Raw genomic sequence first — 13988 nt, 5'->3', positions numbered from 1 at the left:
CATCAACGTAGCAAGGATTCTGTTCGATGACTGACACCTATAGCCTGCTGGTCGCCTTTATTCTGGGCGTCGTCGAGGGGCTGACCGAGTTCCTCCCCGTCTCTTCAACCGGCCACATGATCATCGTCGGCCATCTGCTGGGCTTTGAAGGGCCCAAGGCCGCCACCTTCGAAGTGGTGATCCAGCTTGGCTCGATTCTCGCGGTGGTTGCCGTCTTCTGGCGCCGCCTGTTTGGTCTGATTGGCATCCACTTCGGTCAGAAGCCGGAACCGGGCCACGCCACTCTGTCGCTGATCCATGTCATCCTCGGCATGATGCCCGCCATCGTGGTCGGTCTGGCCATCCACAGCTGGATCAAAGCCAACCTGTTTGGCCCGCAGACCGTGATGTATGCGCTGGTTGCGGGCGGTATCCTGCTGATCATCGCCGAGAAGTTCCGCCCGGCGGTTCGCTCCGAAACCCTGGATGACATCAGTTACAAACAGGCGTTTGGCATCGGCCTGTTCCAGTGTCTGGCGCTCTGGCCCGGCTTCTCACGCTCAGGCGCCACCATCAGCGGCGGCATGCTGATGGGGATCAGCCGCCATGCAGCGGCCGAGTTCTCCTTCATCATGGCGGTACCCATGATGATGGCGGCCAGTACGCTCGATCTCTACAAGAGCCGCGACTTCCTCTCCATGGCCGACTTCCCGATGTTTACGGTGGGTTTTATCACCGCCTTCGTGGTCGCCATGATCGCCATCAAGAGCTTCCTGGCGCTGATCCGTCGCCTCGACTTCATCCCATTCGCCATCTACCGCTTTATCGTGGCATTCGCCGTCTATCTGCTGTTTGTCGCCTGACCCTCAGCCAGCAATCAAATGACAAAAGGGACCGCAAGGTCCCTTTTTTATTGTCCAAGCCCCTCAGTAGAGGTGCTGACTGATGCCATTGAGCAGCCGCGACAACCCCTTGGTGAACTGCACCGGCGCATCCTGCACCGTGTAGCAGAGGCAGCCATCCGGGGTATGCGGACTGTGGGCATGGTTGGCATCGCGCCAGATAAAATCCCCGGCCTGATAGAGGGTATCGCCATCCTGAATATTGCCCGCCAGCAGCAGGGTCAGCTCATAACCCTGATGGGTGTGCTCGGGGATGCGGCCGCCCGCTTCGATATGGAGCAAACTGGCGCGCGCCCCCATCTCGTCCAGCGGCAGACTCTGCTGACGAATGGCCCCGATATGGCGCCACTTGGGCGAACGGTAGCGGGCCAGCACCCGTGGCAAACGGTAGGCGTGACCGGCTACCTCCAGCTCGCCGGGCTGGGCTCGGGGCAGATCGATAACGGGTGCGGCAACCGGTTCGGGCTGCGCCAGAATATCCGCCAGCATGGCGTCGAATCCGGCGTCCAGTCCCACTTCATCGCGGGAGTCCAGCTCGGGCTCTGCTGGCGAGGCAAGATATTGCTGCGCCAGCTCCTCTTCGAATGTCTTCAGTCGGGCAGCACAATCGGGGCAGAGTTCGCAGTGGGCGGAGAGCCCCACCGCCAGCGGCAGAGGGAGCTCGTCGGCGGCGAAGGCACGCAGCATAGGGTCGGTCGGATGGGCTTTAATCATGGCCTTGCTCCACTTGCTCTTTCAGTTTCTGTAACGCCAGCCGGAGGCGGGACTTGATGGTACCGAGCGGCACGCCGAGTCGTTCCGCCAACTCCTGCTGGGAGAACTCCTGCAGATAGATGCCACGCACCACCTGCTGTTGCGGCTCCGGCAGGGTGCCCAAATAATGGGCCATCTGACGGGTCAGCACCGCATCTTCCCCCCCGCTCAGGTGCTCCTCTTCGGCCTGAAACTCCAGCACCGGCCACAGCTCCTCGGCACAGAGATCCTCCTTGCTGGCGCGACGACGGCGCAGCATGTCAAAGCACTGGTTGCGCATCACGGTATAGATCCAGGTGGTCGGCGCCCCCTTCTCGGGGTGGTAGAGACGCGCCTTCTGCCACACCAGCAGCATGGTCTCCTGCACCAGGTCCATGGCGTTGGCTTCGCTGCCGAGGTGGCGCAAGCCGTAGCTGCGAATGCGCGGCGCAAAGTGTTGGAACAGGCGGGCAAAAGCAGCCTTGTCGGCCTGCTCTGCCACCCTGATCAGCAGAGATTTGAGGTCGCCATCCGGGTTATCCATCACGGGCGAGGTCCTGCGTATGGTCGAGTGTGGTTGGCCAGTATATGCCATTGCGCCATCCCTTTGGTGTGCTGTCGAACATGCTGTGGTGATGACTTGTACGGCGCTGCGGCAGTGGCGGATCAGCGGGTCAGGAAAAAATCAGTGGCTGGCCACCAGCACCCCCTTGAGCAGGGCGATGGCGGGCTGATTGTCGGCGGCGGCCAGCAGCAGTTGTTTCTGTTCAGGGGGGATCGGCAGCACCTCCAGCCAGCGCTGGGCCACCCAGTTGCCATCGTCCCAGCGGGGCGCGGGATAGAGGGCGGCGTAGTCGGGATAATCGGCAAACACCTCCCGCAACGTCTCGACCAGCGGCTGCTGATCGGGATGGAGCCGGCGGGGCGGCCAGGCCGTCAGCGGCGTCACCTCGCCGATACGCAGGCCATCGGGCTCCTGCCACAGATCCTCTATCTGCACCCGCTCCATCCCCTGCACCGTGATCCCCAGCATGCCGTCCGGCAGCCGGTCGAAGTCGATGACCTTGACCCGGGTGGCGATGGGCAGCATGTTGCGCAGGGCGTCGGGCTGGCGCGGATCCACCATGCAGAGGGCAAAGCCCGCCTCCCCCGCTTCGGCCACCATCCGCAGGTATCTGGGCTCGAAGATCCGCAGCGGCATGATGCCGCCGGGCAGCAGGTGGGCTGATAGGGGAAACAGTGCCAGTCGCATCACAAACTCCTTGCTGGGTTACGACTCTAGGTACGTGCAACAGCCAGCGGGAGATCAGTGTCGGGAAAAACCCTTAACAATCAGGGGAAATAGCCTGGACAAGGCGCTTCGATATGCAGTAGAAATGGATAAGCACCGTAATTTCCGTCCAATATTCTGGAATATGGCGCCAAACGCAGTGAAATATCCGCCCGACAGCGAGCGGCGGGTCATCCCTATAGTTTTCTCGAGCCGATGCGGGTAAAATTCACGCCCTTATATATCAGTCATTTTTCGACGCGCAACCTTGGTGGTCAGTTATGAAAGAGCATATTCATCATCTACTTGAACAAACGGTAGCCAATCTCAAGTCAGCAGGCGTCCTGCCGGCGGACCTGGAAGCCCGCGTGCAAGTAGACCGATGCAAGGAAAAAGCTCACGGTGACCTGGCCACCAACCTGGCCATGCTGCTGGCCAAGCCGGCCCGCAAGAATCCCCGTGAGCTGGCGGCTGCCATCATCGAGCACCTGCCTGCCTCCGACCTGATCGCCAAGGTCGAGATCGCCGGCCCCGGCTTCATCAACTTCTTCTTCGACCAGCGCTGGCTGGCCGGTCAGGTCGAGGCCATGGTCACCTCGGCCAACGCCAACGTGAAGTTGCCGACCCCGCAGACCGTAGTGGTGGACTACTCCGCCCCCAACGTGGCCAAAGAGATGGCGGTGCACCACATCCGTTCCACCGTACTCGGTGACGTAGCCGCTCGTGCGCTGGAGTTCCTCGGCCACAAAGTGATCCGTGCCAACCACATCGGTGACTGGGGTACCCAGTTCGGCATGCTGATCGCCTATCTGGAGAAGATGGCCAACGAGAACGCCTCCGACATGGAGCTGCGCGATCTGGAAGCCTTCTACACCCAGGCCAAGCGTTGCTACGACGAAGACGAAGCCTTCGCCGAGCGCGCCCGTAACTACGTGGTCAAGCTGCAGGGTGGCGACGAGTACTGCCGTACCATGTGGAAGAAGCTGGTCGACATGACCATGGAGCAGAACCAGCGCAACTACGACCGCCTGAATGTCTCCCTGACCAACAAGGACATCATGGGCGAGTCCATGTACAACGACATGCTGCCGGAGATCGTGGCCGACCTGAAAGCCAAAGGGCTGGCGGTCGAGAGCGAAGGCGCCACCGTTGTCTTCCTGGACGAGTTCAAGAACAAGGATGGCGAGGCCATGGGCGTCATCATCCAGAAGAGCGATGGCGGTTTCCTCTACACCACCACCGACATCGCCTGTGCCAAATATCGTTACGAAACCCTGGGCGCCGACCGGGTGATGTACTTCATCGACTCCCGTCAGCACCAGCACCTGATGCAGGCCTGGACCATCACCCGCAAGGCGGGTTATGTGCCGGAATCCGTGCCGCTCGAGCACCACGCCTTCGGCATGATGCTGGGCAAGGATGGTCGTCCCTACAAGACCCGCTCCGGTGGCACCGTCAAGCTGGTCGACCTGCTGAACGAAGCGGAAGAGCGCGCCGCCGCCCTGCTGGAGAGCCGCAACAGCGACCTCTCCGCCGAAGAGAAGGCCGAAGTAGTGCACGCCATCGCCATGGGTGCGGTCAAGTATGCGGATCTCTCCAAGAACCGCACCACCGACTACATCTTCGACTGGGATCTGATGCTCTCCTTTGAAGGCAACACAGCTCCTTACCTGCAATACGCCTACACCCGTATTCAGTCCATCTTCCGCAAGGCCGGCGTCGATGCCGCTACCCTGACCGGCAATGTGACCCTGAACGAGGAAGCGGAAGAGACCCTGGCCCAGAAGCTGATCCAGTTCTCCGACGCGGTCAACGGCGTGGCGGACAAGGGGATGCCGCACCTGCTCTGTACCTATCTGTACGAGCTCTCCGGCAACTTCATGACCTTCTACGAAGCCTGCCCGATCAACAAGGATAGCGTGGACGAAGCGACCCGTCAGAGCCGTCTGCTGCTGTGTGCTGCCACCGCCAAGGTGCTCAAGCTGGGCCTCGGCGTACTGGGTATCTACACCCTGGAGCGCATGTAATAGATGGCGACCCGGGATTATGTCGGCAACCGTCCGCGACGTCGCGCGGGCGGTCGCAACACCAAGAAAGCGGCTCCGCGCCGCTTTCCTGTTATCCCGGCCCTGCTGGCCGGGGTGCTGCTGGCAGGCTTTGGCGGCTTCCTCTACATGATCAATGGCAAGGGCAACGATGCCCCGACCATCGAAGAGCAGGTCAAAGCCAACAAGCCCAAACCGCAGAACAACGGGTTGCCTCAGGAGAAGTGGAGCTACATCGAACGGCTTGAGAACAAGCAGGTCGATATCATAGAGCCGCCGACCCAGCCGGGCGTTCTGCCGCCGCCTCCTGCCGATACCATGACCCTGCAACCGGAGAAGCTGCCGCAGCCGGTACCGACCGACATTCCCCAGCCGGGAACGCCCATCGGCCAGCCCAAGCCCTATCAGCCCAATCCGGCAACAACTCCCTCCACCTCCGGTGCGCCGGTTGCCAGCGCCCAGGAGCAGGTGATCGACCGCAAGGCCGAGCGTGAGCGGATGGAGCGGGAGATCCGTGCCGAGCTGGAGCGTGAGCGAGCCGCAGCCGCCAAAGCCCAACCGGCAGCCCAACAGCCTGCCCAGACCGCAGCAGCTGACAGCGGCCGCTATATGATGCAGTGCGCCGCCCTGCGCTCGCAGGATTCTGCGGAGTCGCTCAAGGCACGCATCGCCTTCACCGCAGGTCTCTCCTCCAGCCTGCAGGTGATCAATGGCGCCAACGGCACCGTCTACAAGGTGATGGTCGGCCCCTTCAACGGCAAGGCCGCCGCCGACGCGGCCAACCGCAAGCTGCAGAGCTCAGGCATCAGCGGCTGCATTCCCAAGAAAGGGTAAGCGCCCGTTTTACCATGAGGGGCCGGGTGGCAACACCCGGCCCCTCTTCTTTGGGCTCCCTTCGCACCCATAGCCCCATCTCGCGCTTGTCCCGACCGATTGCAGGCTTGAAAAGCCGTTTTGCCATCCCCATCTTTTCTACCATGCACAGTCAGGCCGTCATTCGGCTCAAGCGAGGTAAGTAAAGTGACTACCATAGTTTCAGTTCGCCGCAACGGTCAGGTCGTCATCGGTGGCGATGGTCAGGTTTCTCTTGGCAACACCGTCATGAAGGGCAACGCCCGCAAGGTTCATCGCCTCTACAACGGTAAGGTACTGGCAGGTTTTGCCGGTGGTACCGCCGACGCCTTCACCCTGCTCGAACGCTTCGAAGCCAAACTGCAGGCCCATCAGGGTAATCTGGAGCGCGCCGCCGTGGCGCTGGCCAAAGATTGGCGCACCGATCGCGCCCTGCGCCGCCTCGAAGCACTGCTGGCCGTCGCCGACGAGCAAAAATCCTTCATCATCACCGGCAACGGTGACGTGGTGCAGCCGGAGCACGATCTCATCGCCATCGGCAGCGGCGGCAACTTTGCCCAGTCCGCGGCCATCGCCCTGCTGGAAAACACCGATCTGGATGCCAGGAGCATCGTCGAGAAGGCGCTCAAGATCGCCGGCGACATCTGCGTCTTCACCAACCAGCACCACACCGTCGAAGTGCTGGACTATTCGGCCAAATAAGCCGGCTACATAGCAACCAATTCTCCAAGGGGTGGGCACTGCCCGCCCCTGATACAGGAACTCCATCATGTCCGAGATGACCCCGAGAGAAATCGTCCACGAACTGGATCGTCACATCATTGGTCAGGCCGATGCCAAGCGTGCGGTGGCCGTTGCCCTGCGCAACCGCTGGCGCCGGATGCAGCTCAACGAAGAGATGCGCCATGAAGTGACCCCGAAGAACATCCTGATGATCGGCCCGACCGGTGTCGGCAAAACCGAGATCGCCCGTCGTCTGGCCAAATTGGCCAACGCCCCCTTCATCAAGGTGGAAGCGACCAAGTTCACCGAAGTGGGCTATGTCGGCAAGGAAGTGGACAGCATCATTCGCGATCTGACCGATGTCGCCATCAAGCTGGTGCGCGAGACCGAGATGGAGAAGATGAAATACCGCGCCGAGGAAGCCGCCGAAGAGCGCATTCTCGATGCTCTGCTGCCCAACCCGCGCAACACCTGGGGTGAGGAAGAGAAAGCCGACAACTCCAACACCCGCCAGATCTTCCGCAAGAAACTGCGCGAAGGTCAGCTGGATGACAAGGAGATCGAGCTGGATCTGGCAGCCTCCCCGATGGGCGTCGAAATCATGACCCCGCCGGGCATGGAAGAGATGGCCAACCAGCTGCAGGGGCTGTTCCAGAACCTGGGCCAGAACCAGAAGAAGAAGCGCAAGATCAAGGTCAAAGAGGCCATGAAGGCGCTGATCGAAGAGGAAGCGGCCAAGCTGGTCAACCCGGAAGAGCTGAAGCAGAAAGCCATCGCTGCGGTCGAGAACAACGGCATCGTCTTCCTCGACGAGATCGACAAGATCTGCAAGCGCGGCGAGAGCTCGGGCCCCGATGTCTCCCGTGAAGGGGTTCAGCGCGACCTGCTGCCGCTGGTCGAGGGCTGCACCGTCAACACCAAGCACGGCATGGTCAAGACCGACCATATCCTGTTTGTCGCCTCCGGCGCCTTCCAGATCGCCAAGCCGTCCGACCTCATCCCCGAGCTGCAGGGCCGTCTGCCGATCCGGGTCGAGCTGACCGCGCTGACCACTGAAGATTTCGAGCGGATCCTGACCGAGCCGAACGCCTCCCTGACCGATCAGTACAAGGCGCTGATGGCCACCGAAGGGGTCAATATCGAGTTCACCCAGGATGGTATCCGCCGTCTGGCCGAAGCGGCCTGGCAGGTCAACGAGCGTACCGAGAACATCGGTGCCCGCCGTCTGCACACAGTGATGGAACGCCTGATGGAAGATATCTCCTACGACGCCTCCGAGAAATCCGGCGAGACCTTCGTCATCAACACCGACTACGTCAACGCCCACCTCGGCAAGCTGATTGAAGACGAGGATCTGAGCCGCTTTATTCTGTAAGCGCGCCCCTCCCGATAAAACGCCTCCCTTCGCGGAGGCGTTTTTATTTCTCCACCACCTCCGTCATCTGCCCGGATTCTGGCCCACACCTGCGGCAACCCGTTCAATCCCAAGCCGTTTCCAAACTTCCCCTTGCCAACGTCCGCCGTTTTTTCATCCCCGCTGAAATCTGCTCAAAAAAAGATCTTTCCTATTCTCGGCGGCTGATTTATACATACGTATAAATCAGATCAAAATCTGTGCAGCAGGAACCAGAAAGATGAATCCAACCCGGCAGAAACTGCTCGATACCGGCCTCGCCATCGCCACCGAGAAGGGGCTGCGCGGCCTGACGGTGCGCGAGCTGGCGGCGGCGGCCGAAGTGAACCTCGGCTCCTTCGTCTACCACTTCGGCAACCGCGACGCCTTTATCGACGAGCTGGTCGAGCTCTGGTACGCCCCCCTCTATGACGAGCTCAAGGCGGTGGCAGCCAAAGGCTCCTACCCCTCCGCCATCGCCATGTTCGAGGCGACCATGGAGGCGCTGATCGGGCTGGTGGCGCGCCAGCGCGGCTTTATCAACCACCTGTTTGGCGATGCGCTGGCGGGTGAAGGGGCGGCCCAGCGCTTTCTGCTCAGCCTGCCGCGCCGTCATCCCCTGCTGCTGATCGAGCAGGTACGGATGGCACAGGCGGAAGGGTCGCTGGTCGCGGGTCACCCGCTCCAGCTGATGATCTTCATCATGGGGTCGGTCGGCCTGCCGCTGGTGATCGCCGGCAGCGGTCGCCAGCTCGGCTGGCTGCCCGAACAGGCCGCCCCCTTTCTCAGTCAGATAGACAGCCCAGAGGCCGCCAGACAACGGCTGGTATGGGCCCTGCGCGGCCTGCGCCCCACCGACATGAAAGAAGGAGAAGCGGCATGAAACAACGCATTGCAATCGTAGCCCTGCTGCTAACCGTTATCGGTGGCTACCTCTGGTGGCAGGGGCTCCCGGCCGACGGCTCCATCCTCTACGGCAATGTCGATATTCGCGACGTCAATCTGGCCTTTCGGGTCGGCGGCCGGGTCGATCAGGTGCTGGTCGATGAGGGGGATAGGGTAAAAGCCGGTCAACTGCTGGCCCGCCTCGATCCGGTTCCCCTCACCCACAGCCGCGACAGCGCCCGCGCCAATCTGGCCGCGCTCACTGCCGCCAACACCTTGATCCACAAAGGCTATCGCAGCGAAGAGACCGACCGCGCCCGGGCCGCACTGGCCGCCGCCGAAGCCGCTGCACTGGAGGCCGACCAGCAGTGGCGCCGCCAGAGCGCATTGGCCGCCACCGGCGCCATCTCCCGCGGTCAGCTCGATACTGCCCGCTCCCAGCGGGATCAGACCCAGGCGCAGGTACGCTCGGCACGCGAACAGCTCGCCCAGCTCGAAACCGGCTACCGCCCGGAAGAGATTGCCCAGTCCGATGCCCAGCTGGAAGGAGCCAAAGCGACGCTCGCCAGTGCCGAACTGGCGCTGGCAGATGCCAGCCTGACCGCCCCCAGCGACGGCATCATCATCAGTCGCGCCATCGAGAACGGCAGCATGGTGCAGAGCGGAGCGACCGCCTTCAACCTCTCCCTGACCGCGCCAGTCTGGGTGCGCGCCTATGTGGAGGAGCCCTGGCTCGGCCACTTCCCGAGCGGCGCCAAAGTGACCCTCACCACCGACTCGCGGCCGGACAAGCCCTATCACGGGGTGGTGGGCTTTGTCTCGCCCACCGCCGAGTTCACCCCGAAATCGGTGGAGACGCCGGACCTGCGCACTCACCTCGTCTACCGGCTGCGCATCGTGGTGCAGGACCCCGACCCGGCCCTGCGCCAAGGGATGCCGGTCACCGTCAGGCTGGCGCCATGAGCTGCGCCATCTCCCTTGAGGGGCTCACCAAACGCTTTGGCGAGCGAGTCGCCCTCAACGCCATCTCGGCCACCATTCCGGCTGGCGGCATCACCGGGCTGGTTGGCCCCGATGGCGCGGGCAAGAGCACTTTGCTGCGCCTGCTGGCCGGTCTGCTGATCCCCGAAGCGGGCACCATCCGGGTGCTGGAGCTGGACCCGGTGAGCGAGGGGGATCAGCTGCGCCAGCGCCTCGGCTACATGCCCCAGCAGTTTGGCCTCTACGAGGATCTCAGCGTGCTGGAGAACCTCACCCTCTACGCTGACTTGCGCGGCGTACTGGAGCCCGAACGCACGCCCACCTTCGCTCGGCTGCTCGCCTTCACCGATCTTGCCCGCTTCACCGCAAGGCCGGCAGGCAAGCTCTCTGGCGGGATGAAGCAGAAACTCGGGCTGGCCTGCGCCCTGCTCGGCACCCCGGATGTGCTGCTGCTCGACGAACCGGGGGTCGGGGTCGATCCCATCTCCCGCCGCGCCCTCTGGCAGATGGTGCGCGAGCTGGCCAAGGGAGGGATGACGGTGCTCTGGAGCACCGCCTATCTCGATGAGGCGGAACTGTGCGACCACGTGCTGCTGATGGCGGATGGCGAGGTGCGCACCAGCGGCACGCCAGCCGATCTGATGGGAGCCATGGCCAGCCGCTGCTGGCTGCTGGAGTCGGGGCAGCTGGATGGCCGCGAGCGGCGCGCCCTGCTGCGCCGGGCGCTGGCTCACCCGGCAGTGATGGATGGCGCGGTGGCGGGGGAGCGGGTTCGCCTGCTGCTGAACCCGGGCATGACGCCCCCACCGCTGGCGGAGCTGCATCTCGCCAACGGCGCCTTTCAACCAGCCCAGCCCCGGCTGGAGGATGCCTTTATCGACCTGCTCGGCGGCGGCCCCGGCGGGGAGTCGAGTCTGGCAGCCGGGATGCGGGAAGCCGAACTGCCGCAGGGAGTCTCCCCCGAGGCGGTGATCGAGGCACGCCACCTCACCAAGCGCTTCGGCGATTTCGCCGCCACCGATGATGTCAGCTTTGCGGTGCGCCGCGGCGAGATCTTCGGCCTGCTCGGCCCCAACGGGGCGGGCAAGTCCACCACCTTCAAGATGGAGTGCGGCCTGCTGCGCCCGAGCGAGGGACAGGCGCTGGTGACCGGCATCGATCTGGCCCACAGCCCCTCGGCGGCGCGCCAGCGCCTCGGCTACATGGCGCAGAAGTTCTCTCTCTACAAACAGCTCACCGTGGCGCAGAACCTCTCCTTCTTCGCCGGTATCTACGGCCTGTTCGGCCGCCACCAGCAGACGCGGATCGATGCCATGGTGACTGCCTTTGCCCTCGCCCCCTGGCTCGATCAGAAGGCGGAATCCCTGCCGCTCGGCCTGCGCCAGCGCTTATCGCTGGCCTGCGCCCTGCTGCACGAGCCGCCGCTGCTGTTCCTCGACGAGCCCACCTCCGGGGTCGATCCGGTGACCCGGCGCGAGTTCTGGTCGCACATCAACGCGCTGGCCGACCACGGCGTCACAGTGCTGGTCACAACCCACTTTATGGATGAGGCGGAGTATTGCGACCGCATCGCCCTCATCTATCGCGGCAAGCTGCTGGCGCTCGGCACCCCGGACGATCTCAAGGGGCTGGCCGCCAAAGAGGCGGCGACCTCTTTGCCAACCGGCTCCTTGCCGACCTGTTCTTTGCCAACAATGGAAGAGGCTTTTATCACCCTGGTCGAGCGGGCCAGCGAGGAGGACGCATGAGCATCAACCGTCGGCGACTGCTGGCCCTCTGCCGCAAGGAGACGCTGCAAATCGTCCGTGACCCGAGCAGCATCCTCATCGCCTTCATCATGCCGGTGGTACTGCTGGTGGTGATGGGTTACGCCATCAATCTGGATGTGGACCACCTGCGCCTCGGCATCTGGCGTACCGACAGCGGCGCCCCGGCAGTGCGGCTGGAGCAGGCCCTGCGCGGCTCTACCGCACTGGAGATCCACAGCGGCCCGAGCAAGGAGTCCCTGCTCGCCAGTCTGGCCCGTGGCGAGATCCGCGGCCTGCTGGTGATCGATGACGGCTTCTCCCGCGCGCTGGCCGGTCAGGGCAATGGCACGCCGCAGGCGCTGCTGCTGACCGACGGCTCCGAGCCCAACACCGCCAACTTCGTCACCAACTATGTGCTGGGGATCTGGCAGGGGTGGCTCGCTGGCGAGGGGGTTGCCATGCCGGTGTCGATAGAGAGCCGCGCCTGGTTCAACCCGGCGCTGGTGAGCCGCAACTTTCTGGTGCCGGGCTCCATTGCGGTGGTGATGACCATCATTGGGGCCCTGCTCACCTCGCTGGTGGTGGCGCGGGAGTGGGAGCGCGGTACCATGGAGGCGCTGCTCGCCACCCCGGTCACCAAGGGGGAGCTGCTGCTCTCCAAGCTGCTGCCCTACTATGGCCTTGGCATCATTGCCATGTTGCTCTGCCTGCTCTTCTCGGTGGCGGTGATGGGCGTGCCGTGGCGCGGCTCCCTGCTGCTGCTCTTTCTGGTCACCAGCGTCTTTCTCGGCAGCGCCCTCGGGCTCGGGTTGTTTCTCTCCACCGTGATGCGCAGCCAGTTCAATGCCGCACAGGCGGCGCTGATCGCTGCGTTTCTGCCCGCCGTGATGCTGTCGGGCTTCGTGTTCGAGATCGCCAGCATGCCGCCGCTGCTGCGGGCCATCACTCACCTCATTCCGGCCCGCTATTTCGCCAGCTCCCTGCAGACCCTCTATCAGGCGGGTAGCGTCTTCTCGATCCTGCTGGTCAACGGTTTCTGTCTGCTGCTGCTGGCCGGTTTCTGGCTGGCCCTGACCGCCCGCAAGACGCGGCGCACTCTGGAGTAACCCATGCTGATCCGACTCTGGTGGCTGATCCGAAAAGAGCTGCTGGCCCTGATGGGCAATACCCAGGGGCGCTTTCTGCTCATCATGCCGGTGCTGCTGCAAACCGCCCTCTTCCCGTTCGCCGCCACTCTGGAGGTGACCGGCAACACGCTGGCCATCTACAACCAGGATGGCGGTGCCCAGAGCCGCGAGCTGCTGGAGCGCCTCACCCATATGCCCGCCTTCACCACCATCATCCCGGTGCAGGGCGAGGCGGGCATGACCGAGGCCATCACCGGGCAGCAGGCGCTGCTCGGGCTGATTATTCCGGGGGATTTCTCGCGCCGGCTGGCGCGGGGCGAACCGGCCAAGGTGCAGCTGATTATCGATGGACGCCGCTCCAACGGCGGTCAGGTGGCGGCGGGCTACATCAGTCAGGTGATCGCCCGCTGGCAAAGTGAGGGCAAGGGGCAACCCGAACTGGCGGTACGCAACCTCTACAACCCCAACGTCGAGTTCCACTGGCATATCCTGCCGGCGCTGGTGGCCATCATCACCACCACCGGCTGTCTTATCGTTACCGCCCTCTCGGTCGCGCGGGAGCGGGAGGAGGGCACCTTCGATCAGCTGCTGGTCTCCCCCCTCACCGCAGGCTGGATCATGGCGGGCAAGGCGGTGCCCGGCATCATGGTGGCGGTGGGACAAGGGTGCATAGTCGCGCTGGCCGCCCGTTTTGTCTTTCACCTCCCCTTTGCCGGCAGCCTCAGCCTGCTGATGGCGGGCATGGTCTGCTACGGGCTGGCACTGGCCGGGATCGGGCTCTTCATCTCGTCGTTCTGCTCGACCCAGCAGCAGGCCTTTCTCGGAGTCTTCTCCTTCACCGTACCGGCGGTGATCCTCTCGGGCTACATCTCGCCGGTGGAGAACATGCCGCAGGTGTTCCAGTGGCTGGCGGCTATCGACCCCCTCACCCACTTCATCGTGCTGCTCAAGGGGGTCTTCCTCAAGGGGTTTGACTGGTCGGCCGCCTGGCCCCTGCTCTGGCCGCTGCTCGCCATCGCCGGCGTCACCCTGTCGCTGGCGCTCGCCATGTTCCGCCGCCATATCGCCTGACGCGCCACCTTGTTCAGCTGATGCCGGTCTCGCCAGTGCGAGGCCGGCCTTTTTCCGCCAGAAGTTTTCACTCCCGGCTGTTGCTAAAGCGCTCTTGCTCTTCACCATCCCTCACTCCAAGCCAGCGCAGAAATCATCAACTGGTATACCTATTTTTGTATATCTTTGAATTTTATCGAATTACCCCTGACGAGATATATAAATAGACACTTGATTTGCATCAATTGCCCGCCCCTGCCGACTGGGTAGCCTAGCCCCAGAATGATGTTTTATTACTCCA

General features: G+C 63.2%; 13 protein-coding genes. 10 read left to right on the top strand and 3 right to left on the bottom strand.

All coding sequences use genetic code 11. From position 1 onward, the window contains the following. Window positions 1–26 precede the first annotated feature (26 nt). Window positions 27–842: an undecaprenyl-diphosphate phosphatase gene (gene bacA / locus AACR93_RS09550; RefSeq protein ID WP_043850614.1), complete on the top strand. Its 816-nt coding sequence runs from the start codon at window positions 27–29 to the stop codon at window positions 840–842. A gap of 63 nt (window positions 843–905) precedes the next feature. Here the strand turns inward: bacA and AACR93_RS09545 are convergent, their stop codons facing one another. From AACR93_RS09545 to AACR93_RS09535, 3 genes are all read right to left on the bottom strand, one after another. Then, entirely contained in the window at window positions 906–1595 is a 690-nt protein-coding gene (locus tag AACR93_RS09545; protein ID WP_043850613.1) for a ChrR family anti-sigma-E factor, read from the bottom strand. After that, complete coding sequence (locus AACR93_RS09540) at window positions 1588–2157, bottom strand: sigma-70 family RNA polymerase sigma factor (protein ID WP_043850612.1); 570 nt, start codon at window positions 2155–2157, stop codon at window positions 1588–1590. Before AACR93_RS09540 ends, AACR93_RS09545 begins: the two co-directional genes overlap by 8 nt. A gap of 141 nt (window positions 2158–2298) precedes the next feature. Next, window positions 2299–2865, bottom strand: coding sequence for an LON peptidase substrate-binding domain-containing protein (locus AACR93_RS09535; protein WP_043850611.1), 567 nt, complete (start codon window positions 2863–2865; stop codon window positions 2299–2301). Between the two features lie 299 nt (window positions 2866–3164). Here AACR93_RS09535 and argS point away from each other — a divergent pair, with 299 nt between their 5' ends. From argS to AACR93_RS09490, 9 genes are all read left to right on the top strand, one after another. Further along, window positions 3165–4910, top strand: a complete 1746-nt coding sequence (gene argS, locus AACR93_RS09530) for an arginine--tRNA ligase (RefSeq protein ID WP_043850610.1) — start codon at window positions 3165–3167, stop codon at window positions 4908–4910. A 3-nt stretch (window positions 4911–4913) separates the two neighbouring features. Further along, complete coding sequence (locus tag AACR93_RS09525; RefSeq protein WP_043850609.1) at window positions 4914–5762, top strand: SPOR domain-containing protein; 849 nt, start codon at window positions 4914–4916, stop codon at window positions 5760–5762. Window positions 5763–5948: 186 nt separating this feature from the next. After that, the gene (gene hslV, locus AACR93_RS09520) at window positions 5949–6482 is read left to right on the top strand and encodes an ATP-dependent protease subunit HslV (protein WP_043850608.1); all 534 of its coding nucleotides are present in this window, start codon (window positions 5949–5951) and stop codon (window positions 6480–6482) included. 67 nt (window positions 6483–6549) lie between these two features. Continuing rightward, window positions 6550–7878 (top strand): HslU--HslV peptidase ATPase subunit, encoded by a 1329-nt coding sequence (hslU, locus tag AACR93_RS09515; RefSeq protein ID WP_033115662.1) that lies wholly within the window; start codon window positions 6550–6552, stop codon window positions 7876–7878. Window positions 7879–8137: 259 nt separating this feature from the next. Further along, window positions 8138–8779, top strand: coding sequence for a TetR/AcrR family transcriptional regulator (locus AACR93_RS09510; protein WP_041209771.1), 642 nt, complete (start codon window positions 8138–8140; stop codon window positions 8777–8779). After that, window positions 8776–9744, top strand: coding sequence for a secretion protein HlyD (hlyD, locus tag AACR93_RS09505; protein ID WP_043850607.1), 969 nt, complete (start codon window positions 8776–8778; stop codon window positions 9742–9744). Before AACR93_RS09510 ends, hlyD begins: the two co-directional genes overlap by 4 nt. Beyond that, a complete protein-coding gene (locus AACR93_RS09500) occupies window positions 9741–11510 on the top strand; it encodes an ATP-binding cassette domain-containing protein (RefSeq protein ID WP_043850606.1) in 1770 nt (589 codons plus the stop codon). The genes hlyD and AACR93_RS09500 overlap by 4 nt, the downstream gene beginning before the upstream one ends. Then, window positions 11507–12616, top strand: coding sequence for an ABC transporter permease (locus tag AACR93_RS09495; protein WP_043850605.1), 1110 nt, complete (start codon window positions 11507–11509; stop codon window positions 12614–12616). Before AACR93_RS09500 ends, AACR93_RS09495 begins: the two co-directional genes overlap by 4 nt. A 3-nt stretch (window positions 12617–12619) precedes the next feature. Next, window positions 12620–13708, top strand: a complete 1089-nt coding sequence (locus tag AACR93_RS09490) for an ABC transporter permease (protein WP_043850604.1) — start codon at window positions 12620–12622, stop codon at window positions 13706–13708. Window positions 13709–13988: the final 280 nt, after the last annotated feature.

Origin of the sequence: Aeromonas sp. L_1B5_3, assembly GCF_963866575.1 — a bacterium.
Classification (GTDB): Bacteria; Pseudomonadota; Gammaproteobacteria; order Enterobacterales; family Aeromonadaceae; genus Aeromonas; species Aeromonas jandaei.
Note: the sequence above shows the minus strand (reverse complement) of the source record. Positions and strands in the feature narration are given on the sequence as shown.